Here is a 22,939-nt window from a genome sequence, read left to right on the forward strand (position 1 = left end):
AAGCGTTCGCTAGGGTTGAGTGGTGTTCACTTTAATGTTCCATAACAAATCAAATAAGGAGTCCGCCATGAGCGAAGCAGTGATCGAAAAGGTTGATAACGATGGGATGGTGCGTCTGACCATCAATCGTCCCAAAGCACTGAATGCGTTAAACAGCGAAGTGCTTGCCGCACTGGAAGCGCACTTAGTAGAGCTTGAGGCTCACCCGAACCTGCGCGCCGTGCTGATTACCGGTGCGGGCGAGAAGTCTTTCGTCGCGGGTGCTGATATCACTGAAATGCGTGAAAAAACGCCCGAAGAAGCGCGAGCTTTCGCCAGCCAAGCGCTGCGTACTATTAAACGCCTAGAGACTCTCCCCGTGCCGGTGGTCGCGCTGGTGAACGGGTTTTGCCTTGGCGGCGGCTGCGAATTGGCGCTGGCCTGCGACTGGGCCGTAGCCAGTGACAACGCCGTATTCGGCCAGCCTGAAGTACTGCTGGGCGTCATCCCCGGCTTTGGCGGCACCCAGCGCCTACCACGTCGCGTTGGCCCTGCCATGGCGATTGACCTGGTGACTACCGGGCGCAAAATCGATGCCCAAGAGGCGCTGCGTATCGGCCTAGTCAATCGCGTGATGCCGCAAGCGGAGTTGGAAAGCTACGCTGAGGAGCTTACCAAGCAACTCAAAGGCAACGGCCCGCAATCAGTGCGTGGTGCCAAGCAGGCCGTTCACGATGGAATGGATCAGGATCTGGATAGTGCACTGGCACTGGAAACCAGCTTGTTCGCCTTCTGCTTTGCCGGTGACGAGCAGAAAGAGGGCATGTCAGCCTTTGTTGAAAAGCGTAAACCTAACTTCTAAACCACGCCTCATTCCAGCTTTACTTATTTAGGGGGTGGCGCTTACGTCACCCCCGTTTTATTCTCGAAACCTAACCATTACCTTCAAGAGAATCGCCAATATGCAATGGGCCGCATTCATCCTCGCCGCGCTGGGTTTCGCCTATCTCCCTGGGCCTGCAATGCTGTATACCGCAGCGCAAACCCTGGGGCGCGGCCGACGAGCAGGATGGTTAGCGGTCATGGGTGTGCATATGGGCTGCTACGTTCATGTGGTGGCGGCCGCATTGGGCTTGGCGCTGCTGTTTGCAGCGATTCCGCCTGCTTATATCGCCATGAAAATCATCGGTGGGCTTTATTTACTCTGGATGGGGCTGAGGCTATGGCAGCAGGGCATTCGTGCCCATAATGATGAGGTGCCGCTGGCAACCACTAAACGCGTGCTTCGCGACAGTTTTTTGGTGGAGGTGCTCAACCCTAAAACCGCGCTTTTCTTTGTCGCGTTTCTGCCTCAATTTGTGCAGCCCGAGAGCGCTATGCCGGTAGCGTGGCAACTGCTCTGGTTAGGTATCGCCACTAATGTGCTGTTCTCATCAGCGGATGTTGTTGTGGTGCTGCTGGCCAGCCCGTTGCGTGAGTGGCTAAAAAAATCCCATGGCTCCTCCCAGCTCATACAGCGCATTGGCGGTGGCGTATTAATGGGATTAGGCGGTAATACACTGGCTCAGACAGCACGTTAAGGTGGCTGCCTAATTGATCGGCTAATTCGATTTCCCACATAAGGAGCGCTGCATGTTTGATCTCTATATTGCCAACAAGAATTACTCTTCTTGGTCGCTGCGCCCTTGGGTGCTGATGAAAGCGCTGGAGATTCCGTTTAACGAACACCTGATGCCGTTCGAGGGTGGTTTGGGTGCAAGCCATGCCACCTTCATTCGCTTCTCACCTTCAGGTTTGGTGCCCTGCTTGGTGGATGTGGCGGATGAAGGCGAGCAGGCGGTGTGGGACTCCCTGGCGATTATCGAGTATCTGGCCGAGCAGCACGCTAATGTTTGGCCGAGTGATAAAACCGCCCGCGCTTGGGCGCGCTCAGCCACAGCAGAGATGCACAGCGGCTTTAGCGCCCTGCGCGACGAGTGTCCAATGAACTGCGGTATGCGGGTGGAATTGAATAGCTTATCGGCCAATCTTAAGGCCGATGTGGCACGCTTGGATGCGCTATGGCAGCAGGGGATTAAGCGCTTTGGCGGGCCGTTTTTAGCGGGTGAGCACTTCTCAGCAGTAGATGCGTTTTATGCGCCTGTGGCGTTTCGCGTGCAGACATTCAACCTGCCGATTCATGAAAAATCCCAGGCATATGTCGAGCGCTTGCTAGCGCTGCCAGCAATGCAAGCGTGGTATCAAGCCGCGCTCGAAGAGCCATGGCATGAGCCCATGCACGAGGCCGATACGCTGAAAAACGGCAGCGTAACGGCCGATTACCGCAAAGCTTGACCTGTCAGACTATTCACCAGGGACACCCGGCATCGGGTACACTGACGCAAATTTCGTTTGGACATTTTCATGGCTCTTAGCGCAACGCCCTACAAAGTTGATATCAATCTGACCGATCTGGATCGCGGGGTGTATGAAACGCTGCGCTTTACCGTGGCTCGCCATCCGTCAGAGACCGAAGAGCGCATGACCGCGCGCTTGCTTGCTTATGTGTTGTGGTACAGCGAGACGCTGGCCTTCGGGCGTGGGCTTTCAGATGTAGATGAACCGGCACTGTGGGAGAAAAGCCTAGACGGTCGCCTACTGCACTGGATCGAAGTGGGTTTGCCCGATGCCGAGCGGATTACCTGGTGCTCACGTAGGGCAGAGCGCGTGTCGCTACTTGCTTACGGCCGGGTAGATCAATGGGAGAGTAAAGTGTTGCCCAGCGTGGCATCACTGAAAAATGTGCATGTGGCGGGGCTGCCACAAGAGGCCCTAGCGATTATCGCTAAAGACCTGCCTCGGGCGATTAACTGGGCAGTAATGATCAGCGAAGGATCGCTGTTTATTACCGATGAAAACGGCCAACATGAAATCACTCCGCAGTGGCTTCTGCGCGACAGATAGTGATTCAACTAAGTCATTAGCCTACCAACTTTACTCTAGTCGACTACGCTAATAAATCTAAACAAATGACAGCAGAAGGGGTGGCCTACAAGCCACCCTTTGATGTTAGTTTAGCTCTTTTCTGTAGAAGACAGTAAAAGTATGCTTGCTATCTTTTTGCACAATTACATACAATCAACAATGTTTGTTGATGTTCTTCAAAAGTGGCCTCAAAACACAGCCCCAAAAAACACTCCCCAGGACAATCTCAAGGAACGAGCAATGAAAGATACCCCCCCTCTACGATGGCAGCTGCTACCGCTAGTGGCTGTAGTAACCCTGCTGTCAACGCTGGCACAAGCCGACGATAGTGTCCTCTCGATTAAGCACGCAAATGATGGCATGGCCAGCAGCGATGATGGCCACTTTACCAGTGGCTTTGAGCTCAATTGGACGTTTCAGCCTGAAGCACAAAGCTGGACGCAACGCTTGGCCACCGCTTTGCCCGACAGCCTTATTGGCAGCGCTGATATGGCAGCTTTTCGTTTGGTGCATCAGATTTATACGCCAAACAATATTGAGCAGCGTGGACTGATTGAAGATGATCGTCCCTACGCTGGGATTGTTTACGGCGGTATCTCACTTTACGAAGACGTGCCCATGGGCAATTGGCGCCAAGCGACTGACCTGCACCTGGATATTGGTTTGGTAGGGCCTTCGTCGCTTGCCGATAGCATTCAACGTGAAGTGCACCGCATCACCGAAAGCGACCGCCCCAGCGGTTGGGATAACCAGCTTGGCGATGAAGCCATCGTCAACGTCGCCATGCGTCGCCAGTGGTGGTATAGCTCCCCTTTGATGGGTAAGCAGTTTGTCCATGGCCCCAGCGTTAGCGCCGCTTTGGGCAACCTTTACACCTATGCAAGCGCCGGGTATAGCGTTCGCTGGGGTGATGAGGCGCCTAGCATTCCTACGCTAACGCCAAGCCCTGGTAGCCGCTACCACATGACCGGTAAAGAGGGGTGGCAGTGGTACCTGTTTGCCAGCGTAGACGGTTACTACATGGCGCAAAACCTGACGCTTGACGGCAATACGTTTAGAAATAGCCACTCGGTTGATCGCAAAGAGTGGGTAGGCGACGTATCAGCAGGGCTGGCGCTGGCCTGGGAAGATTGGCAAGTCACTTACGCGGCAGTTCAGCGCTCACGTGAATTTGACGGCCAGGAAGAGCAGGATAAATTCGGCTCTATCACGCTATCTAAGCGCTTCTAAACGGTTAGGTGAAATGAGGTGAGTAGAAGCGCCCAACGGGAAAGGAGTATTGCTTATGGCTAACAAGTATCCTCACACTCCCGATGGACGCTATTTTGTCGCCAAAAATCGGCTTTGGCGCTGCACTGACCCGCGTTTAGATGAAGACGAAAAGCGAACCCATATCAAAGCATTGATGAAAGCCCGCAGGGCGGTCAGAACAGCCCAGCAGCAAGATGATGAAGACGCGCTGCGCCAAGCCCGCAACGCGGTGCAAAGCGCTAAAGAAGCCCTCGGCGAGCGTGGCCCGGTATGGTGGGATGATGACGCCCCCGATGAAGGCGGTTTGGCGCCCCATAACAGTTCCTATGCCGAGTGGTGGGAGAGTAAACGGCAGCTCCCCTAATTTATATTAATTTATAATTCACGGTTGGGGCTTGCGGTGTTACGCTCTGCCGCTTTCCACGCATACTAAGGGCAACCTGTGAAGATCAAAGCAGACCTCTCCATTTTAGATATCATTGGCCATCTACTTGTCTGGGTGGTGTTGAGTATTATCACGTTTGGCATAGCGTTATTTTTCTTTCCCTATTCGTTTGCGCGGTTTGTCATCAATCGCACATCGCTAGTTGATGCCAGCACTGGCGTCGAGCGAAAAATGGTTTGCGATATCAACCTGTTCAGCAATATCGGCCATATCATCCTATGGATGTTGATTTCGCTGGTCACCTTTGGTTTAGGGTATATTTTCTACTTCTATCGAGTTTGGAATTACGCGTTGAATAACTCGCGGATTGAGTCAGTTTAGTTTTTCTCGTTAAACAGAACTCGGCTTGGAGTATTGATGCTGCACCGGGGCCTACGCTGAGAGTTCAAGCGTAGGCCCTTTTTTGGGTGACTAATTACTCGCTATCAGCCAGCTTATCTTGTGTGCGAAGCTCAAAGTCGCTGGCATCATGACGTTCATGCAACTGCTCGTGCGGCTCGCCAAAAGAGCGGTTGACCATACGGCCACGTTTAACGGCGGGACGTTCATCAATCTCTTCAGTCCAGCGCAGAACGTTCTTGTAGGTATGGGCTTCCAAGAATTCAGCCGCTTCGTAAACGCGATTTTTCACTAGTGCGCCATACCAAGGGTGAATCGCCATATCGGCAATGGTGTACTCATCACCCGCCATAAAGCGGTTTTCCGCCAAGTGGCGGTCAAGCACATCAAGCTGGCGTTTTACTTCCATGGTGTAGCGGTCAATCGGGTACTGATACTTTTCCGGTGCGTAAGCGTAAAAGTGGCCAAAGCCACCGCCTAACATCGGTGCGCTGCCCATTTGCCAGAACAGCCAGGAGAGACACTCGGTGCGTTTCGCCGGGTCGCTGGGTAAGAACTCGCCAAATTTTTCAGCCAAATAGAGCAGGATTGCGCCAGACTCAAACACCCGCTGGGGGGGATTGGTAGAGTGATCCATCAGTGCGGGAATTTTGGAGTTGGGGTTCACCTCGACAAAGCCGCTGCTGAACTGACCGCCTTCGCTAATTTGAATCAGATAAGCGTCGTACTCGGCGCCTGCTACGCCTTTCTCCAGCAGCTCTTCCAGCATCACGGTGACTTTGACACCGTTGGGTGTGGCAAGGGAGTAGAGCTGAAGAGGGTGTTTGCCTACCGGCAGCGCCTTGTCATGGGTAGGGCCTGCGATTGGGCGATTGATATTGGCAAATTTACCGCCGTTGCCAGGTTCCCACTTCCAAACGCTCGGGGGAGTATAGGTGTTGTCGCTCATTAGTTTCCTCGCTATAAATATTCTATCGGTGACAAAGCGGCTACAAGGGTTAGCTAGTGCTTAGCCTGATAATAAAGTAGTGCATTTTCTCAAAGAGGTGGCGGATGCGTGTTATTGGTGTGCTAGGCGGTATGAGTTGGGAATCTACCCAAGGCTACTACCGAGCCTTAAATGAGGGCGTAAAAGCAGCGCTAGGTGGCTTCCATTCGGCTAAGATCGTGATGGTTAGCGTCGATTTTGCCGAAATTGAAGCGCTCCAGCAGCAGGGCGATTGGCACGCTGCTGGTGAATTGCTGGCCAGCGCTGCCCAAAGCGTCGAGCGCGCGGGTGCCGACTGCCTGCTGATTGCCACCAACACCATGCATAAAGTGGCGCCCGCTATTGAGCAGGCAGTGACTATTCCGCTGCTGCATATTGCCGATGCCACGGCTGAACAGCTCACCGCCGACGGAATCACTCGCGTTGGCCTATTGGGTACGCGCTTTACCATGGAGCAGGACTTTTATATTGGCCGCTTAGAAAAGCAGTTCGGTATTGAAGTCGTGGTGCCCGATCAGTCTGAGCGCGACACTATTCATCGGGTGATCTTTGATGAACTCTGCCAGGGCCGTATAGAAGATGTATCGCGGCAGCGCTACTTGGCAATCATTGACTCCCTGCATGCTCATGGCGCCCAGGCGGTGATTTTAGGCTGTACTGAAATCGCCATGCTGGTGGGCCAGCGTGATACCAAGGTACCCCTTTACGACACCACCGCTCTGCATGCCCAGAGAGCGGTGGCATGGGCACTAAATGATTAATCTAGGTAACGACGCTTAGACCAGTGTCAGGGTGACATTAATATTGCCACGGGTGGCATTGGAGTAGGGGCAGACAACATGGGCTTTCTCGACCAACTGCTGGGCAACGTCTTGCTCAAGGCCGGGCAGACTGATTTTTAGCTCGACTTCGATGCCAAAGCCGGTAGGAATGGCGCCGATACCTACGTGGCCATCAATTTTCGTATCCTGAGGAAGCTTTACTTTCTCCTGGCCAGCGACATGCTTAAGCGCACCTAAAAAGCAGGCCGAGTAGCCAGCAGCAAATAGCTGCTCAGGATTGGTGCCATCACCGCCTGCGCCGCCCAGCTCTTTGGGCGTGCTGAGTTTAACATCCAGCGCGCCATCGGACGATTTGGCCTGGCCTTCACGGCCGCCAGTAGCAGTGGCGTGGGCACGATAAACAACGTTTTCAATAGTGGTCGTCATTCTGTATCTCCTGTCGGTGTTTTCATTATGAATCTGCGCTATTAACTTAGCGCAGCTTTATTTTGCGCGCAATATAAATGGTAAATAAATCTCTATGCCCTGCGCTAGAAAGCGAAGGCTATTGGTTCTTTTGCAGGCTATCACGCAGCCGCACTAAGTCCTCTTTCAGCGTGGTCAGTGCCTCGATCGATTGCTCGCTGGCATGCACCACACAGCTTGGAATATGGCACGCCTGTTCGCGCAACGCTTTGCCTTTTTCAGTGAGATAAAGCTCGACCACGCGTTCGTCTTCGTGGCTGCGTTTGCGATTCAACAACTGATCGGCTTCAAGGCGCTTGAGCAGTGGCGTCAGTGAGCCAGGATCGGTTAGTAGGCGCTTACTCATTGTGCCTACCGTGATGCCATCGTTTTGCCACAGCACTAGCATGGCTAGGTATTGCGGGTAAGTAAGCCCCAGCTTTTTGAGCAAGGGTTTATAAACTTTGGTCATCATCAACGAGGTTGAATAGAGCGCAAAGCAAAGTTGGTGATCGAGCTCTAATTCGCTACAAGATGGTTGCACAAGTATGGTTCCGATCCGAAATACGTAGGCTAATGTAGCGTGATGACGCGCCAGTGACTAGATCTAGACGTTGGTCGTAAGTTGGCAGTTTTGTTTTGACACGCACAAGGCAGGTAGCTAGCCTTCGCATACTAAATGTTACCGGTAACAAATTGCCGTTCATTGAATCAGCCATTAACGACTCAGTTATTAGCAACCCAGTCATTAACAACAATGAGTATTTGGAGACAACGCTATGACCCCTATTTGGCGCAACACACTGACCTTAGTCGGCGCGACCACCCTGACATTTGGTATGGCTCATGCCCAAAGCCCCGAACTCTCTGATCCGCCTGAAATTGAAGGCGAGGTAGTCGGCGACCACGGCTCGCATACTTTGCGCATGGGTATCGGCCTGGCGGAAAGCTCTCCGCAGTACCTATCCAGCCAATACTTTGGTGAGATTCTGGAGCAGCGCACCGACGGCCGCATTACGGTTAACGTTTTCCCTAACAGTCAGTTAGGCGACGACGTTCAAATGATGGAGATGCTACAAACCGGTACGCTGGATATGACCTATCCGTCGAGCTCAGCCACCACGGGTTACGTTGAAGAACTGGCCGCTTTTGATCTGCCCTTCCTGCTACCTAGTCGTGAAGCCGCTGTAGCGGTCATGCAGAGCGATGTTGCCCAGGACATGCTGGACGCCTTTGAAGGCACCGGTCTGAAAGCACTCGCTTTCTCTGAAAATGGCTATCGTCAGCTTTCGAACAGCGCTCGACCGGTGGCTAGTCCTGATGACGTTGCAGGTCTAGATGTGCGCGGTTTAAGCGTTCGTACCATGGAAAACCCGGTACACCTAGCGATTTGGGAAGCCTTAGGTGCCAACCCCACGCCAATGGCCTTTGGTGAGCTGTTCTCCGCCATGGAACAGGGCGTGGTTGATGGTCAGGAAAACCCCTGGAGCACCATCCTGACCTCTAACTTCAACGAAGTGCAGGACTATGGCACTGAAACACGCCACGTCTATACTCCCTTTATCATGATGCTTTCCGAGCGTACTTGGGATCGCATGGCGCCTGAGTATCAAGAGTTGGTGCTGGAAGCCGCTCGCCAGTCCGCTGAATATGAAATTCAGCTGTCTGCTGAGTATGATGACTGGTCTCGGGATCAGCTAGCAGAGCGAGGAATGGAAATTACTCGCCTGGACGACGAGCAGTTAGCCGCGTTCCAAGATGCCGTTCAACCGGTTTATGAAGAGTGGGCGCCGCGTATTGGCGAAGACCTGATCGCCGACATTCAAAAGATCGTTGAAGAGAGCAGCAACTAAACCTTACGTTTAGCGCACCGTTGGGCAGGCCATCGAGCCTGCCCAACGTGTCAGTGCTTCTGGAGCTCCTATGTCACTCTCCTCTACACCCCCAAATACCCCCACGCCGATTGAAGATCCATCGGTGTATCTGGATGACCCCAATCGCAAGTTGCTGGAAATCGATACCGATACCCGCCAAGGCCCTGCACTGTTCCGCTGGCTAACCTTAGGTATGGAGTATCTTATCGGCGTTATTTTAGTGGCGTTGATTGTGTCCGTTTCTTGCAACGTGGTAGGGCGCGCGCTGTTTAATTACTCACTGCCCTGGGCCGATGAGCTGGCGCGCATGCTGTTTATATGGCTGGTGTTTATCGGGGCCGCTGCGGCGTTTTCCCGTTACGAGCACATTGCCGTTGATGCCTTAGTACGGCGCTTGCCGCTGCGCTTGGCACACATGCTCTATTTACTGCAGCACCTAATTATTACCGGCCTAATGGTGGTAATGATTTGGGGTGGCTACCAAGTGCTGTCGCGTTCAAGCGGGCGCTCAGCGATTATGGATGTGCCATTGAGTTTTATCAGCCTTTCTCTGGTGCTGTGTGTCATCTTTATTGCGGTGGTAGCGGTGTGGCGAATGTGGGTCAGCCTTAACGTTATTCGCCACTCTGAGCGGGAGCGCTAATCATGCTATGGATTTTCCTGGCCATTTTATTGGTCTCTATCGTTATTGGGCTGCCCATTGCCTTTGGTTTAGGCGTGGCGGCGCTGGTCATGGCGGTACTCTCAGATATTCCGCTGTCGATTATGATCGAGCAGTCGATTCGTGGGGTGAACAGCTTTCCGCTGCTCGCCATTCCGTTCTTTATTTTAGTCGGTGAGGTGATGAGTAATGGCGGTATTGCTCGTCGCTTGATGGAACTGGCTGGCGCTATGGTCGGCTTTATGCGCGGCGGGCTAGGGCAGGTTGCCATTACCGGTTCGATGTTCTTTGGCGGCATCAGTGGGTCAGCGGTGGCCGATACGGCCGCTACTGGTGCGATGATGATTCCCTCTATGAAAGAGCAGGGCTACACCGCAGCTAATGCTACCGCAATCAATACCGTGTCGTCGGTGATCGGAATTATTATTCCGCCCTCCATCCCGCTGATTCTGTACGGCATCGTCACTGAAACCTCGATTAGCCGCCTGTTTATAGCCGGTATCATTCCAGGGCTGTTGATTGGCTTTGCGCTGATGGTGACCACCTATATTCTTGCCAAAAAGGATGGCGGCGGCGTGCAGCAGTTCCGCTGGGATCGTCTCTGGAAAGCCTTCAAAGATGCTTGGCTTGCACTTGTTCTGCCGGTCATCGTGATTGGCGGTATTATTGGCGGCGTATTTACCGCCACCGAAGCGGCCGTGGCGGCACTGCTTTATGCGCTGGCTATTTCGCTGGTGGTTTACCGTGAGTTCAAGATCAAAGAGCTCGGCGGTATGCTGATTCGCACTGCTCGTTTGACCGGCATGGTGATGATGCTGCTAGCGTTTGCGACGGTTATTGCTTGGTTCCTTACCATCAATATGGTGCCACAAACCCTGGTCAGCCAAGTGCAGGCGATCACTCAAGATCCGTTTATGCTGCTGCTGATTGTGGCGACTTTGCTGCTGTTGGTAGGTTTCGTAATGGACTTAACGCCGGCCATGGTCATCATGGCGCCCATGCTGGCACCGATCGTGACTTCGGTAGGTGTTGATGCCGCTTACTTTGGCGTACTGATGGCGTTTGTATTGGGCATTGGGCTGCTAACCCCGCCGGTAGGCACCTGCCTTTACGTAGGTTGTGGTGTGGGTAAAGTCTCCATGGAGTCGTTAGTCAAAGCCATGCTGCCTTACTATGTGGCGCTCTTAGTCGTGCTGGTAATTCTGATCGCTTTCCCTGGCATCGTGACTTGGCTGCCTGATCTTACCGCCGTGCGCGGCAATTAAGGTTCTTGGTAATGAATAGGAGAGCCGCAGTGAAGACCCACTCGCATCGTATTTTGGTGATGGGCGTGTCCGGCTCCGGAAAGTCGCACATTGGTCACCAGTTGGCGTTGACTCTGGGTGCCACGTTTATCGATGGCGATGACTATCACTCACCCGCCAACGTGGCCAAAATGGCCAGTGGCAAGCCGCTCAACGACGATGATCGGAGTGAGTGGTTGGACACCTTGGCGGCGCTGTTTGCCGAGTATCGGGCAAGGGGGGAGTCACTGGTGATTGCCTGCTCCGGATTAAAAAAGCGCTACCGTGATCGGCTGCGGCAAGGCGACCCAGCGCTGCAGATTCTCTATTTAGAGGGCAGCCGGGAGCTACTGCTTGAACGGCTTGAAACCCGGGCTGGACACTTCTTCAAAGGCGATACCATGTTAGCCAGTCAACTGGCCGACCTGGAACCGCCCAGTGAAGAGGAGGCCTTCAATGCCTCGATTGCCTTATCGCCCCAAGCGATCATTACGCAATTTGCTGCCACGCTACCGACGCCCAGCCGCTCGCCCATTTAAAGGAAGTAAGTTAAAGGAAAAATAAGCATTGGGGTCAGCTTTAGGGAAGACCTCAATGCTTACACCTTGAATAAGGCAGTTACTTTTTGAAGAAAAAACGCCCCACCCTGCAGGATATTGCCGACCACGTAGGGGCTACCAAAATGACGGTAAGCCGCTGCCTGCGTGACCCTGAAACGGTCTCGGAAGGCCTGCGCGAACGCATCTTCTCGATTGCCGAACAGATTGGTTATATTCCCAACCGTGCGCCGGATCTGCTTTCCAGATCGACCAGCCACTCCATCGGGGTGCTGGTACCATCGCTTACCAACCAGGTATTCGCCGATGTTATCCTCGGTATCGAAACGCTGACGGAGCCGGCGGGGTATCACCTGATGCTTTCTCACTATGGCTATAGCCCAGAGCTTGAAGAGCGCAGCCTGGCATCGCTGCTCTCCTATAATGTCGACGGTATCATTCTGTCAGATCGTGACCATACTTCGCGCAGCCTGCGAATGCTGGAAACCGCCGGTATTCCAATTGTGGAAATCATGGACACCCACCGCCCCCCGCTACAACAGGCGGTGGGCTACGACAACGTTCAAGCCGCCTACGACATGGTCAGCGAGATGATCTTACGGGGTCGGCGCCAGGTGATATATCTGGCGGTACGTTTGGATGAGCGTACTCGCCAGCGCGAACAGGGCTACCGCCGTGCCATGGAAGAGCACGGCTTGACGCCCGTTACCCTGCAGAGCACCCAGCGCTCCTCTTACAGTGTGGGAGCGGCGCTGCTGCAACAGGTGATCACTGACTACTCCACGGCGGATGGTCTGTTCTGCACCAACGATGACGTCGCGGTTGGGGCATATTTCGAGTGTCAGCGGCGGGGCATTGACGTACCAGGGCAGATGGCGCTGGCGGGCTTCCACGGCCACGATGTAGGCCATGTAATGACACCACGCCTAGCCAGTGTGGTCACCCCCCGTCAGGCCATCGGTGAAGCAGCTGCGGGGGAGCTATTAGCGCGGCTTCGCGGTGAGAAGCAGACCCAAAAAGTGGTTGATTTGGGCTATCGTATTGAAGTGGGGATGACCTTATAGAGCGCGTTATCAAGTAGCCGTTAGCGGCGTAAATGACTAAAGTAGCCTTTTACTTTTGTCGCGAGGCCGTCGTGCAGATTACTCAACTCAATATTTACCCCGTCAAATCGCTAAAAGGCATCAGCGTGACTCAAAGCGAGCTGCAAGAGCACGGGCTAGCCTGGGATCGCCGCTGGATGCTGGTAGACGCGCAGCAGCGTTTTGTGACCCAGCGCCAACTCCCGGCGCTTGCCACCGTTGAGGTCGCGCTGACCGATGAGCACTTGGTGCTGTCGCATCCTAACGTCGAGCCTATGAGCGTACCGCTGGCCGAGCCAGAGGGAAATTTGCGCCTGGTCAGCGTGTGGAATGACCACTGCAAAGCTCTGCCGGAGAGCGATGAAGTATCGCGCTGGTTGGTCGCCGCCCTAGGCGAGCAGGTTCAGGGGTTTAGCATGGTGCGCTTTGCTACCGAGTTTACCCGTGCCGTTGAAGAGGATTTCCTTGATGGCGGGGCGGCGCATACCTACTTTTCCGACGGTTACCCTTTTTTGGTTGCCACTACGGGGTCGTTAGACGCTCTAAATCAAGCGTTAGTGGCAGGCGGGCATGCTCCTGTGCCCATGAACCGCTTTCGGCCCAATATCGTCGTAGAGAGTGACGAGGCGTGGGCGGAAGATCGCTGGGCAACGTTGACTCAGCAAAACGGCACCTTTCAGCTAGCGTTACGTAAGCCCTGTAAGCGCTGCAAAATCACCACCATCGATCAGCATACGGCGGCAGTGCCTGCCCCTGCTGAACCGCTAAAAACCTTGATTGAACTCAATACGCAACCCAACCTTAAAGGCGCGCATTTTGGCCAAAATGCCACGCTGCTTGAAGGCGCAGGCAGCGTTATTCGTGTGGGGGATAGACTGGCGGCGGCGACTCGCGACGCTTAATGCGCAGCAGCTTAGTGGCAATCGCCGTGCCGATAAGGGTTATCACCATACCGGCGATAATCTGAAGGTTGAGCGTTTCGCCAAGCAGCAGATAGCCCCATATCAGCGCGCTCACTGGCACCAGAAAAGTGACCGTTGAGGTGGCAGTAGCGCCCGCGCTGGCGAGTAAGCCAAAGTAGAGCAGAAAAGCCAGCGTGGTGCTAAGCGCAGCCAAGGCCAAGGCATTGCCCCACGCCAGTGGGCTAATGGGTTCGCTTGGCCACAGCAATATGCCGGGAATCATCAGCACCAGCGCCGACATGGCGCTGCTGCCTGCGGCCAGCACACGGGTTGGTAGATGGCCAAGGCGTGTTTTTGAGTAGTTGCCCGCAATACCGTAGCAAAACGTGGCGCCTAAAACGGCCAAAATGAACCAGCCGTCGCCGCCCAGGGCAAAATCGAGCCGATCGGCAGAGAGCACATAAACACCCAGGAGTGCCAAGGCAAGTCCTAGGTACTGCTGGCGCTGTATCGCGGTAGCGAAGAATAGCGCACCAATTAGTGCAGTGAAAATCGGCGTGGTGGCATTAATCAGCGAGGTAAAGCCCGCTTCAAGGCGCGTGGTGGCAAGTGCCAGCAGTGAAAAAGGCAGTACGTGATTGACTACCCCTAAAAACAGCAGCGGCCCCTTATGCTGCCAGATGAGTCTCAGGTAGTGCAGGCTGATCAGCAGCGGCATCAATAGCAGCGCGCCAATGCCCATGCGCACCAGCACTAAAGGCACTGCACCGAATTCGGGGGCGGCCACGCGCATAAAGATAAATGACAGGCCCCATAGCGAAGAGAGCAGTATCAAGCGCAGCGCATCAGCCGACGACATGGCGAGTCCTTAACGTTCAAGAGGTGATCCAGTTAGGTAGCTAACTAGCTTAAGGCCGAATAGAAGGGGATGGAAGTGATTGAAGCACGGGTTCGGCAGAACAGGAGAAAATCAGCTACGCTGGTTAGGTGGTCGAGCGGCAACTGCCGTTAGGCCTTGTCTGATAACATGTCTATGCATAATCGCACACACAAGGAGTTGTTCATGGATCGTAAAGCTAGCGCACGTTGGGAAGGTGGTCTCAAGGATGGTAAAGGCACCGTTTCAACCGAAAGTGGCGTTTTAGATGCCAAGTACTCCTTCAGCAAGCGCTTTGAAGATGAAAAAGGTACCAACCCCGAAGAGCTGATTGGCGCAGCGCACGCCAGCTGTTTCTCAATGGCGCTCTCAATGATTTTGGGCGAGAAAGGCTATACCGCTGACGCCATCGAAACCAGCGCCAAAGTGACTCTTTCCCAAAGCGATGCTGGGTTCAGTATCTCGAAAATTCACCTGGACGTGGAGGCTGAGATCAGTGGCGCTGACGACGCCGCATTCCAGGAAGCAGCGGAAACGGCTAAAGCGAATTGCCCAGTTTCCAAAGTACTTAATGCGGATATTAGCATGACGGCTAAACTGAAGGCCTAAATTTTTTTTAGACTGTGATTTGCTTATAAGAAGATAGTTTTTTAATAGAGATGGCTCGCGTATAAACAGTGTGCGCGAGCCATTTTGTTGACTAAACTAATTTTAGCCTCTTAGGTATTTTTTTAAGTTATAGGCATTAAAAAAGCCTTGGCAATTGCCAAGGCTTTTATTTGCTGACTGGTGCTTATTTGTTGTCTTCGTCTTCGTTGCGATTGTACTCTTCAGCTGCTTCTAGCGCATCTTCTGACGCATTAACGGTAATGACATAATCATCGTCATCTTCGTTTTTGGTCAGCTCAAGCGAGTCCCATTCAATAGCGACGTTTTTCTCGCCCATACCTAAGAAGCCACCAACGCCAACAACAACAGCATTGATTTGGCCGTCTTCACCGATTACCAGATCAGTGATGGTGCCGATATCTTCGTCATCTTCGACGCTGCTTTTGACTTGGTTGCCGGTTAAAGCGTCAGCATGGAAAGTGTTTTCTGGCGTTTCCGTCAGGTAAGTTGCTTCCATGGTGGTGGTACTCTCTTCAGCATTTACACTGCCAGCGGCAAACATAAAGGCCGGAACCATGAGTGTACCTAGAATAGCGGGTTTGATCGTTTTCATTTTGCTTGCTCCTTGCGATTTTATTGGGCTTAACGACTCCGCGTAACAACCCGAATAAATCAATAGTGGCGGTATTGGCTTCGTCTAAAATAAGCGATAGCAACGCCGATACTATTATTCCTAAGTGTGTTAATTACCCTGGTTATTTAATGCACTAGGATAATTGACGCTATCTTGCGCTTCACTGCGCCAAGACGACTATCAGGTTAGTCGCTGTGTTCAAAAATACAACCTTTCAAGTGAAACTTTTAAGTAACATAACCGCTGCTGTTCCGCCCTCATGGGCCTACACCGCGCCTCGTGCGGCAGTCTGTCGAGTTGACCCGCCTTCGCTCAGTGTTCATATTCGTCTCCAAATGGCTCGCTTTTTATCCTTGGTTTGATAAAAGTGAGGTCACATAAAAAGGAGAATCCTGACCATGACTTCCCACCCTTTGCAGATTATTAAGCAGCTCTGCGTCAGTAGCGTTGCGCTAGGCGCTTGGCTATTAGCCTCAAGTGCTGTGGCCGATAGCAGCGAGCTGCCTAAAGGGCATTTTCTGCTGCCTGAAGAGGGCAATATGGTGGGCCAGGTGTATACCGTCACGGCGACCGAAGAGGATACGCTGCTGGATATTGCCCGGGCACACAACGTGGGCTACGAAGAAATTCGTATGGCCAACCCGGATACCAGCCTATGGGTACCGGGAGAAGGCACCGAGGTGACGATCCCCGGGCAGTATATTCTTCCCGATGAGACGCGTAGCGGCATTGTGATTAACGTGGCAGAGCTACGCCTTTACTACTACCCCGAGGTAGCAGAGGGCGAGACGCCGCGGGTCGAAACATACCCTATTGGTATCGGGCGGGATGCTTATAACACCCCGCTGGGAATTACCGAAACCACCATGCGGCTTGAAAACCCGGCCTGGTATCCACCTGAGTCGATTCGTCGTGAAGCCGCCGAGCGGGGCGAGCCAGCCCCAGCGGTGGTTCCCCCTGGCGCCGATAATCCCTTGGGTGAATACGCTATTTTGCTGGATATTCCCGGTTACCTGATCCATGGCACTAACCAGCCAGATGGCATTGGTATGCGTGCCAGCCGTGGCTGTATACGAATGCACCCGGAAGATATTGAGTCGGTCTTCTGGCGGGTACCGGTAGGCACCCAGGTCAATATTATCGATTCACCAATCAAAGTCGGCTGGGGTGAAGGGGGGAAGCGTTACATACAAGCCTTCACTGCGACGGATGAGCAAGTATTTGGTATGGAAACGCTGTTAAACGTTGTTGGCTTAATTGAAAAGCATGACGGTATTGGTGCCTCCAGCGCCAACTACGAGCAGGTAAGTGAAATATTAGAGCGAGCGAATGGCCAGATTGTGCCGATTAGCTAAACGATCGTGCAGCGCTAGCGTGCTGGATCCAACACCCCACCCAGCGATGCATTGCGCCGAAACCAGCCCGCGATGCTGGTACGCGGGCAGCGAGTAGGCAGTACTTCGTGGGGAATGGTCTCAGACAAGAAGCAGGCGAAGGTACCCGCTTCGGGTACCACCCGGGCGACCTCTTGGCTGGGGTCGTCCGGATGGTAGATCACCATCTCACCGCCACCGTCGCTGGGCCAGTCCGGCGTCAAATAGCCGACCGTGGATATCACGCGGTTAGCGCGACCACGAAAGCTATCCAGGTGGCGCTGATAAAAAGCCCCCGGCGGATAGTGGGCAAAGTGGGCTTCGTACTCAAATAAGCCCAAAAACAGCGCGTGGTTAAGCGCCTGCTGTAGCTCGCTCATGGCGTCTAAGTAACGCCGCTGGGCAGCGCTTTCTCGATCAAGCCAGTGAATAGCGTCACCGCGGATATCTTTACGCAGCAGGTGCTGTTGACCGCGGCCAATGCCCGCTTCATCCAGTCCGTTATAGGCCGCCCGGTGTAGAAGCTCATTATTCAGCGCGCCGCATAGCTCCAGGTCAATAACCCCGCGGCCCACATACCAGCCCTGTTCAACCAGCGCATCCACAAGAGCGACCTGCGTCGTGGGCTGAAGCGCAGGTGAAGATGTAGCAACACTGGGTGTCATTGGTTGGATCTCGATGGCGCCGAACTGGAAACGGTTGTCGAGGGTGTCGATAGGCGGTTTTTGCGCTCAGGGTGGTGGCGCAGCGGCCCCTGGGGGCGCTGATATAAATCAATTGGCATACCGAAGCCCTCGGCCAGTAACTCGACCAGCATCATGGCAGATAATCCCCAGATCACATGGCCGTCCACATGATAGCTGGGCACGTAGTGGGCAACGCCATCCACGGTAATCACGTCGGTATGGGTGCGGTGATCTTCTAGAAAGTGACTTAGCGGCACTTCAAAAATAGCGTCTAGCTCGCCGGGGTCGGCAATCAGCGGTAAATCCGGCGGAATAATGCCCACCCAGGGGGTAACGCGAATACCGTGCAGCGAAATAACGTCCGACAGCCGCCCCAGGGGTTGCACCAGAGCGGGGTCGAGGGCAATCTCCTCTTCTGCCTCGCGCAGTGCCGTGGCGTAAAGGTCGCTATCAAAGGGCTCGCGCTTGCCGCCTGGGAACGCCACTTGGCCGCTATGGGTGCTCAAATGGCTGGCCCGCCGGGTAAACAGCAAGGTAGGCGCTGGGCGCTCGACAATCGGCAACAGCACGGCGGCCTCGGGCATCACGATGTGATCCAAGCGTTGAGGAGTCAGCTGTTGCAGCTGTTTACGCAGTTTCTCTAACATGGGGTATCCCGTTACTTTGTTCTCTTTTACCCAGCAGCGGTCATTGACGTCAAGCGCGTCGAGGCTTCTATTCACTAGCCGTTGAGAATACGCGATGAACTTTTGCAGCCAGTGTGGTGATAAAGTACGTTTTGCCGTCCCGGAAGGCGATGACCGGCCTCGCTACTTGTGCGATGCCTGCGGCACGATTCACTACCAGAACCCACGCATCGTGGCCGGCACGCTGCCCGTCAGCGGTAGTAAAGTACTGCTCTGTAAGCGGGCGATTTCACCGCGCAAAGGCTACTGGACACTGCCCGCCGGCTATATGGAAAATGCCGAATCAACCCAGCAGGCAGCTTCCAGAGAGACCCGTGAAGAGGCCTGTGCCGAGGTCGAACTGGCCAACCTCTACACCCTGATTGACCTGCCGCATATCAATCAGGTGTATATGATTTTTCGTGCCGAGCTAGTCGGCGGCTTCAGCGCCGGGTCGGAAAGCCTTGAAGTCGCGCTGTTCGAAGAGCATGAAATCCCTTGGGATGAGCTGGCCTTCATGACGATTGAACGCACCCTCAAGCATTTTTACGCCGACCGCCCCCGCAATGAATTTCCGCTGCATATCAGCATGGTAACGCCAGAAGATCGTGAGCGTTACTTTGGTAGTGCGTAATACTTTATTTAAAAGTCTGGTTATAGGTCGGCGAGTTGCCACACATCATAAGCGACTTCTTCGTAGGGGTGGGCAAGCTTCAAGGCCGCGATGGCGCCGTGAATGTGCGCTTCATCGCAGAGCAGTTCGACTTTGAACTCTTCGACCTTTTCCAAGCTGCCCACCGAGCCGATGTGCGGGTGGGCGCCTTCCGTTGGGCGAAACTGCCCCGTGCCTCGGGTTTGAAAACAGGCGTGTTCGTACGCTCCTATACGCCCGGCTCCGGCTTCGAATACCGCCTGCTTAACGCTTTCGGCATCTTCTACGGGGACAAAAAATGCGAGCTTATACATACTGTACCTCCAAACGATCAATCCAGTGTGAAACGTTGAACTCTGGCTATGTTAGCGGATAGGCGACTACTGGTCGCGGGCTTGGCTTTGTATGATGATGCTTTTATGACGTTTACCCACGACTGTTAGATGAGCCATCCTATGGATAAATTTGAGGTAAAGCTGGATCAGGCGGCCAGAGCCGCGTGGATGTCCTATGTAGGTGGAATGACTCAGGATGAGATCGCCAGCCAACTGGGTGTCTCAAGACCCGGTGTGCAGCGTTTATTGGCGTTGGCTCGCCAGGAGGGGTTAGTCAAAGTACATATTGATCATCCTATCTCTAACTGTATGGCGCTGGGCAGCACGCTGCGTGATCACTTTGGCTTGACCTTCTGTGAAGTGGTACCTGCCGATAGCCACGCAGCCGACGGCGCCGCCTCCTACCTGGCAGTCGCCGCTGCCGAGCGCATTGCGCAGCTGGTTGAACGCAGCGAACCGTTGACTCTGTCGCTAGGCACCGGGCGTTCGGTGCGGGCAGCGGTGGAAGCACTTAGTCGTGTTGAGCGGCCCCAGCATCGCTTTGTGTCGCTGGTGGGTAATGTCGCCCGAGATGGTTCGGCCAACCGCTACGATGCAGTAATGGTGATGGCGGATAAAACCGGTGGTGAGCGCTTTTTACTGCCCGCGCCGGTGGTGGCAGAGTCGCTGGCTGAAAAAGAGGCAATGCTGGCCCAGCGTCTCTTTACGGCGATTGCCGATGTGGCGCGGCAGTCAGAAGCTGCCTTTATCGGCGTTGGGCGCATCGACCGCCAGGCCACGCTGTTTCAAGACCATTTTATTAGCGAAAGCGAGCTGGATGAACTGCTGGGACTGAAAGCGGTAGGGGAGTTGCTAGGCTGGCCGCTGAACCGTGACGGCGAGGTGATCGACTGTTCGATTACGCGGCGAGTTACCAGCCTTCCCCTGGAACGTTTTGGTAAGCATCATATGGTGGCGATTGCCGGTGGCCGCGAAAAAGCCCCGGCGATTCACGCCGCGTTGCGCGGCGGCTGGCTGAAGGGCTTGGTGACTGACGAAGTGGCTGCTCGGCAGATCGTTGAAGCACTCTAGGGCTTTCAAACCGCTCTAGGTCTTTAAAACCTAAGTGGGTGCACTGCAACATGCGTTAGGGGTAATGAATTAGCGTAAAGTCTAAGCTAATCGGCTTTGCTTTTTTTGGGCTTACGTACGATCATTTGTTCGATAGATGATCAATAAGATCAAGGCGACAACAATGCCAATACCAGCCCATAGGAGTGCTTTATGCGACTCGCACGTCACTTGCCCGTTACCACGCTAGCGGCCGCCATTACCATATCGGGCCATGCCCAGGCGCAAACCGAAATTACCGTGGCTACGGTCAATAATAACGATATGGTGATCATGCAGAGCCTCACCGAGGCTTTCGAAGAAGCTCACCCCGATATCACCCTGGACTGGGTGGTGCTCGAGGAGAACGTGCTGCGTCAGCGGATGACCACCGATATTGCCACCGATGGTGGCCAGTTCGACGTGATGACCATCGGCACTTACGAAGTGCCTATCTGGGCAGAGCGTGGTTGGTTGTCCCCCCTGGATAACCTGCCCGACGACTATAACGAAGACGATCTACTGACCTCAGTGCGCGATGGTTTGAGCTTGGATGGCACGTTGCATGCGCTGCCTTTCTACGCCGAAAGCTCAATGATGTACTACCGTCAGGATCTGTTTGAGAAAGCGGGTATTGAAATGAGCGATCAGCCCACCTGGGAAGAGGTGCGTGAGTGGGCGGGCGAGCTGCACGGCAGTGAAGAGGGGGTAGCAGGGATCTGCCTGCGTGGTAAACCAGGTTGGGGCGAAAACATGGCCTTTGTTTCCACACTGGTGAATACCTACGGCGGTCGCTGGTTTGACGAAGAGTGGAACCCTGAACTCAACTCTGAAGCCTGGGTCAACGCTATCCAGTTCTATGTCGATCTGCTCAACGACTACGGCCCGCCAGGCGCTAGTTCCAACGGCTTTAACGAAAACCTGGCGCTGTTCTCCCGCGGTAATTGCGCGATGTGGGTAGATGCCACCTCGGCAGCGGGCAAGCTGTATGACGGCAATGAGTCCGATGTGGCGGACAGCTTAGGCTTTGCCCCAGCACCCGTGGCAGAAACACCCAAAGGCTCACACTGGTTGTGGTCCTGGGCGCTAGCTATCCCAGCCTCTTCAGAGAATCAGGAAGCGGCGCTTGAGTTTATTACCTGGGCGACTTCACAAGAGTACATTGAGCTGGTCGGGGAAACCGAAGGCTGGACCAGTGTCCCCCCCGGTACTCGTGAGTCGACCTACGCCAATGAGCAGTACACCGAAGCAGCCCCCTTTGCAGACTTCGTGCTGAAGGCTATTCAAGACGCCGATCCTACCGACTCCACCCTGGAACCCAATCCCTATGTGGGCGTGCAGTTTGTGGGCATTCCAGAGTTCCAGTCGATCGGCACTCAGGTAGGCCAAACCATTGCCGCGGCGTTGACCGGTGACACCACGGTGGAGCAGGCGCTAGACAGTGCTCAGCGTGCCACCGAACGCACCATGCAGCGTGCCGGTTATCTAGACTGATGTGACCCGCAGTGCCTGCCTTGGCTAACCCGGCAGGCATTGCCCCCACACTGTTTCTGCAGGTATTTCCATGAATAAAACACGTGCTTCTGGCCGGACGGTCGGCGGGCTACGGACGCTTTCGCTTCAAGCGCCTGCTGTAACGTTGCTATTGCTTTGGATGATTGTGCCACTGGGTATGACGCTATGGTTCTCCTTCCAGCGTTATAACCTGCTAATGCCCGGTATGACTGGCTTTGCCGGGTTGGAAAACTATGAATACCTTCTCACCGACCCTGCCCTATGGGCCGCTATGGGCAACACGCTGTTGCTGGTGGGATGGGTACTGGCGATTACCGTGGTGGGCGGTACCCTGCTGGCGGTGCTGTTTCAGCAGGAGTTTGCGGGACGCGGGATCGCTCGTGTGCTGGCGATCTCACCGTTTTTTGTAATGCCCACCGTGAGTGCCCTGGTGTGGAAAAACATGATGATGCATCCCTCTAACGGGGTGCTGGCGTGGCTGTCTGAGTCCATTGGCCTGCCCGCTGTCGATTGGTTCTCCTCGCTACCGCTGACGTCGATTGTGATCATCGTTGCATGGCAGTGGCTGCCATTTGCACTGCTGATCCTGCTCACTGCGATGCAGTCGCTGGATGAGGATCAGGTGGAAGCGGCGCGGATGGACGGTGCAGGGCCGGTGGCGATTTTCTTCTTTATCACTCTGCCGCATCTAAAGCGTGCCATCAGCGTGGTGATCATGATTGAGATGATCTTCCTGCTGACCATCTTTGCCGAAATTTTCGTCACCACCTCCGGTGGGCCTGGCTTGGCGACGACCAATCTGGCTTACCTGATTTACATTCGTGCGTTGCTGGATTTTGACGTAGGCACTGCTTCCGCCGGTGGGGTGATTGCGATCATTCTCGCCAATATCGTGGCGATCTTCCTGGTTCGTATGGTAGCCAAGAACCTGGAAGATTAGACCGGCACTTGTG

At 54.3% G+C, this 22,939-nt stretch carries 28 protein-coding genes; 20 read left to right on the plus strand and 8 right to left on the minus strand.

All coding sequences use genetic code 11. The features are described 5' to 3' along the window. Window positions 1-67: 67 nt before the first annotated feature. The 7 genes from E0L35_RS07245 to E0L35_RS07275 all read left to right on the plus strand — a co-directional run bounded on the left by E0L35_RS07245 (window position 68) and on the right by E0L35_RS07275 (window position 4,960). Window positions 68-841, plus strand: a complete 774-nt coding sequence (locus tag E0L35_RS07245; protein WP_027959793.1) for an enoyl-CoA hydratase-related protein — start codon at window positions 68-70, stop codon at window positions 839-841. Window positions 842-941: 100 nt separating this feature from the next. Further along, a complete protein-coding gene (locus E0L35_RS07250) occupies window positions 942-1,559 on the plus strand; it encodes a LysE family translocator (protein ID WP_138799950.1) in 618 nt (205 codons plus the stop codon). A gap of 52 nt (window positions 1,560-1,611) precedes the next feature. After that, window positions 1,612-2,313: a glutathione S-transferase family protein gene (locus E0L35_RS07255; protein WP_138799951.1), complete on the plus strand. Its 702-nt coding sequence runs from the start codon at window positions 1,612-1,614 to the stop codon at window positions 2,311-2,313. A gap of 69 nt (window positions 2,314-2,382) precedes the next feature. After that, window positions 2,383-2,922, plus strand: a complete 540-nt coding sequence (locus E0L35_RS07260; protein WP_039859297.1) for a YaeQ family protein — start codon at window positions 2,383-2,385, stop codon at window positions 2,920-2,922. Window positions 2,923-3,183: 261 nt separating this feature from the next. Next, window positions 3,184-4,173: a lipid A deacylase LpxR family protein gene (locus tag E0L35_RS07265; RefSeq protein ID WP_039859298.1), complete on the plus strand. Its 990-nt coding sequence runs from the start codon at window positions 3,184-3,186 to the stop codon at window positions 4,171-4,173. A 55-nt stretch (window positions 4,174-4,228) separates the two neighbouring features. Then, window positions 4,229-4,558, plus strand: coding sequence for a hypothetical protein (locus E0L35_RS07270; RefSeq protein WP_022520518.1), 330 nt, complete (start codon window positions 4,229-4,231; stop codon window positions 4,556-4,558). A 78-nt stretch (window positions 4,559-4,636) separates the two neighbouring features. Then, window positions 4,637-4,960: a DUF6693 family protein gene (locus tag E0L35_RS07275; RefSeq protein WP_022520517.1), complete on the plus strand. Its 324-nt coding sequence runs from the start codon at window positions 4,637-4,639 to the stop codon at window positions 4,958-4,960. A gap of 94 nt (window positions 4,961-5,054) precedes the next feature. On the opposite strand, the gene yghU is transcribed toward E0L35_RS07275, so the two are convergent. Further along, window positions 5,055-5,927 (minus strand): glutathione-dependent disulfide-bond oxidoreductase, encoded by an 873-nt coding sequence (gene yghU / locus E0L35_RS07280; protein ID WP_138799952.1) that lies wholly within the window; start codon window positions 5,925-5,927, stop codon window positions 5,055-5,057. A gap of 104 nt (window positions 5,928-6,031) precedes the next feature. Between yghU and E0L35_RS07285 the strand changes: the two genes are divergently transcribed. Then, complete coding sequence (locus tag E0L35_RS07285; RefSeq protein ID WP_138799953.1) at window positions 6,032-6,727, plus strand: aspartate/glutamate racemase family protein; 696 nt, start codon at window positions 6,032-6,034, stop codon at window positions 6,725-6,727. 15 nt (window positions 6,728-6,742) lie between these two features. On the opposite strand, the gene E0L35_RS07290 is transcribed toward E0L35_RS07285, so the two are convergent. Both E0L35_RS07290 and E0L35_RS07295 read right to left on the minus strand, forming a co-directional pair. Next, complete coding sequence (locus E0L35_RS07290) at window positions 6,743-7,174, minus strand: organic hydroperoxide resistance protein (RefSeq protein ID WP_022520514.1); 432 nt, start codon at window positions 7,172-7,174, stop codon at window positions 6,743-6,745. Between the two features lie 118 nt (window positions 7,175-7,292). Then, window positions 7,293-7,736 carry a MarR family transcriptional regulator gene (locus E0L35_RS07295; RefSeq protein WP_022520513.1) on the minus strand — a complete coding sequence of 148 codons (444 nt, stop codon included), beginning with the start codon at window positions 7,734-7,736 and terminating at the stop codon, window positions 7,293-7,295. A gap of 235 nt (window positions 7,737-7,971) precedes the next feature. On the opposite strand from E0L35_RS07295, the gene E0L35_RS07300 reads away from it, so the two are divergent. The 6 genes from E0L35_RS07300 to E0L35_RS07325 all read left to right on the plus strand — a co-directional run bounded on the left by E0L35_RS07300 (window position 7,972) and on the right by E0L35_RS07325 (window position 13,551). Further along, window positions 7,972-9,045, plus strand: a complete 1,074-nt coding sequence (locus tag E0L35_RS07300) for a TRAP transporter substrate-binding protein (RefSeq protein ID WP_138799954.1) — start codon at window positions 7,972-7,974, stop codon at window positions 9,043-9,045. Between the two features lie 70 nt (window positions 9,046-9,115). Next, window positions 9,116-9,709, plus strand: a complete 594-nt coding sequence (locus tag E0L35_RS07305; protein WP_009287267.1) for a TRAP transporter small permease subunit — start codon at window positions 9,116-9,118, stop codon at window positions 9,707-9,709. 2 nt (window positions 9,710-9,711) lie between these two features. Further along, window positions 9,712-10,992: a TRAP transporter large permease gene (locus E0L35_RS07310; RefSeq protein WP_009287268.1), complete on the plus strand. Its 1,281-nt coding sequence runs from the start codon at window positions 9,712-9,714 to the stop codon at window positions 10,990-10,992. Window positions 10,993-11,021: 29 nt separating this feature from the next. Further along, a complete protein-coding gene (locus E0L35_RS07315; RefSeq protein WP_022520512.1) occupies window positions 11,022-11,549 on the plus strand; it encodes a gluconokinase in 528 nt (175 codons plus the stop codon). A gap of 86 nt (window positions 11,550-11,635) precedes the next feature. Continuing rightward, window positions 11,636-12,631, plus strand: coding sequence for a gluconate operon transcriptional repressor GntR (gntR, locus tag E0L35_RS07320; RefSeq protein WP_009287270.1), 996 nt, complete (start codon window positions 11,636-11,638; stop codon window positions 12,629-12,631). A 71-nt stretch (window positions 12,632-12,702) separates the two neighbouring features. Then, window positions 12,703-13,551 carry an MOSC N-terminal beta barrel domain-containing protein gene (locus E0L35_RS07325; protein WP_027959783.1) on the plus strand — a complete coding sequence of 283 codons (849 nt, stop codon included), beginning with the start codon at window positions 12,703-12,705 and terminating at the stop codon, window positions 13,549-13,551. Here the strand turns inward: E0L35_RS07325 and E0L35_RS07330 are convergent. Continuing rightward, entirely contained in the window at window positions 13,505-14,410 is a 906-nt protein-coding gene (locus tag E0L35_RS07330; protein WP_022520509.1) for a DMT family transporter, read from the minus strand. The two genes, E0L35_RS07325 and E0L35_RS07330, sit on opposite strands and share 47 nt — an antisense overlap. Window positions 14,411-14,614: 204 nt before the next feature. Here E0L35_RS07330 and E0L35_RS07335 point away from each other — a divergent pair, with 204 nt between their 5' ends. Next, window positions 14,615-15,037: an OsmC family protein gene (locus E0L35_RS07335; protein WP_027959781.1), complete on the plus strand. Its 423-nt coding sequence runs from the start codon at window positions 14,615-14,617 to the stop codon at window positions 15,035-15,037. Between the two features lie 184 nt (window positions 15,038-15,221). On the opposite strand, the gene E0L35_RS07340 is transcribed toward E0L35_RS07335, so the two are convergent. Beyond that, entirely contained in the window at window positions 15,222-15,650 is a 429-nt protein-coding gene (locus tag E0L35_RS07340) for a PRC-barrel domain-containing protein (RefSeq protein ID WP_138799955.1), read from the minus strand. A 419-nt stretch (window positions 15,651-16,069) separates the two neighbouring features. On the opposite strand from E0L35_RS07340, the gene E0L35_RS07345 reads away from it, so the two are divergent. Beyond that, a complete protein-coding gene (locus tag E0L35_RS07345; protein ID WP_041157852.1) occupies window positions 16,070-17,026 on the plus strand; it encodes a L,D-transpeptidase family protein in 957 nt (318 codons plus the stop codon). Between the two features lie 14 nt (window positions 17,027-17,040). On the opposite strand, the gene E0L35_RS07350 is transcribed toward E0L35_RS07345, so the two are convergent. Both E0L35_RS07350 and E0L35_RS07355 read right to left on the minus strand, forming a co-directional pair. Next, window positions 17,041-17,709, minus strand: a complete 669-nt coding sequence (locus E0L35_RS07350; protein WP_022520504.1) for a 2OG-Fe(II) oxygenase — start codon at window positions 17,707-17,709, stop codon at window positions 17,041-17,043. Continuing rightward, window positions 17,706-18,377, minus strand: a complete 672-nt coding sequence (locus E0L35_RS07355) for a CoA pyrophosphatase (protein WP_171051130.1) — start codon at window positions 18,375-18,377, stop codon at window positions 17,706-17,708. The genes E0L35_RS07350 and E0L35_RS07355 overlap by 4 nt, the downstream gene beginning before the upstream one ends. 94 nt (window positions 18,378-18,471) lie before the next feature. Here E0L35_RS07355 and E0L35_RS07360 point away from each other — a divergent pair, with 94 nt between their 5' ends. Beyond that, complete coding sequence (locus E0L35_RS07360) at window positions 18,472-19,029, plus strand: NUDIX hydrolase (protein ID WP_041157854.1); 558 nt, start codon at window positions 18,472-18,474, stop codon at window positions 19,027-19,029. A 20-nt stretch (window positions 19,030-19,049) separates the two neighbouring features. Here E0L35_RS07360 and E0L35_RS07365 read toward each other — a convergent pair whose 3' ends face one another. Beyond that, the gene (locus E0L35_RS07365) at window positions 19,050-19,361 is read right to left on the minus strand and encodes a hypothetical protein (protein WP_022520501.1); all 312 of its coding nucleotides are present in this window, start codon (window positions 19,359-19,361) and stop codon (window positions 19,050-19,052) included. A 141-nt stretch (window positions 19,362-19,502) separates the two neighbouring features. Here E0L35_RS07365 and E0L35_RS07370 point away from each other — a divergent pair, with 141 nt between their 5' ends. From E0L35_RS07370 to E0L35_RS07380, 3 genes are all read left to right on the plus strand, one after another. Continuing rightward, window positions 19,503-20,453 carry a sugar-binding transcriptional regulator gene (locus E0L35_RS07370; RefSeq protein ID WP_022520500.1) on the plus strand — a complete coding sequence of 317 codons (951 nt, stop codon included), beginning with the start codon at window positions 19,503-19,505 and terminating at the stop codon, window positions 20,451-20,453. 192 nt (window positions 20,454-20,645) lie between these two features. Further along, window positions 20,646-21,965: a sugar ABC transporter substrate-binding protein gene (locus E0L35_RS07375; RefSeq protein ID WP_138799957.1), complete on the plus strand. Its 1,320-nt coding sequence runs from the start codon at window positions 20,646-20,648 to the stop codon at window positions 21,963-21,965. A 70-nt stretch (window positions 21,966-22,035) separates the two neighbouring features. Beyond that, a complete protein-coding gene (locus E0L35_RS07380; RefSeq protein WP_009287276.1) occupies window positions 22,036-22,926 on the plus strand; it encodes a sugar ABC transporter permease in 891 nt (296 codons plus the stop codon). Window positions 22,927-22,939 lie beyond the last annotated feature (13 nt).

It is taken from the genome of Halomonas sp. ATBC28, from assembly GCF_005937175.1.
GTDB classification, from domain to species: domain Bacteria; phylum Pseudomonadota; class Gammaproteobacteria; order Pseudomonadales; family Halomonadaceae; genus Vreelandella; species Vreelandella titanicae.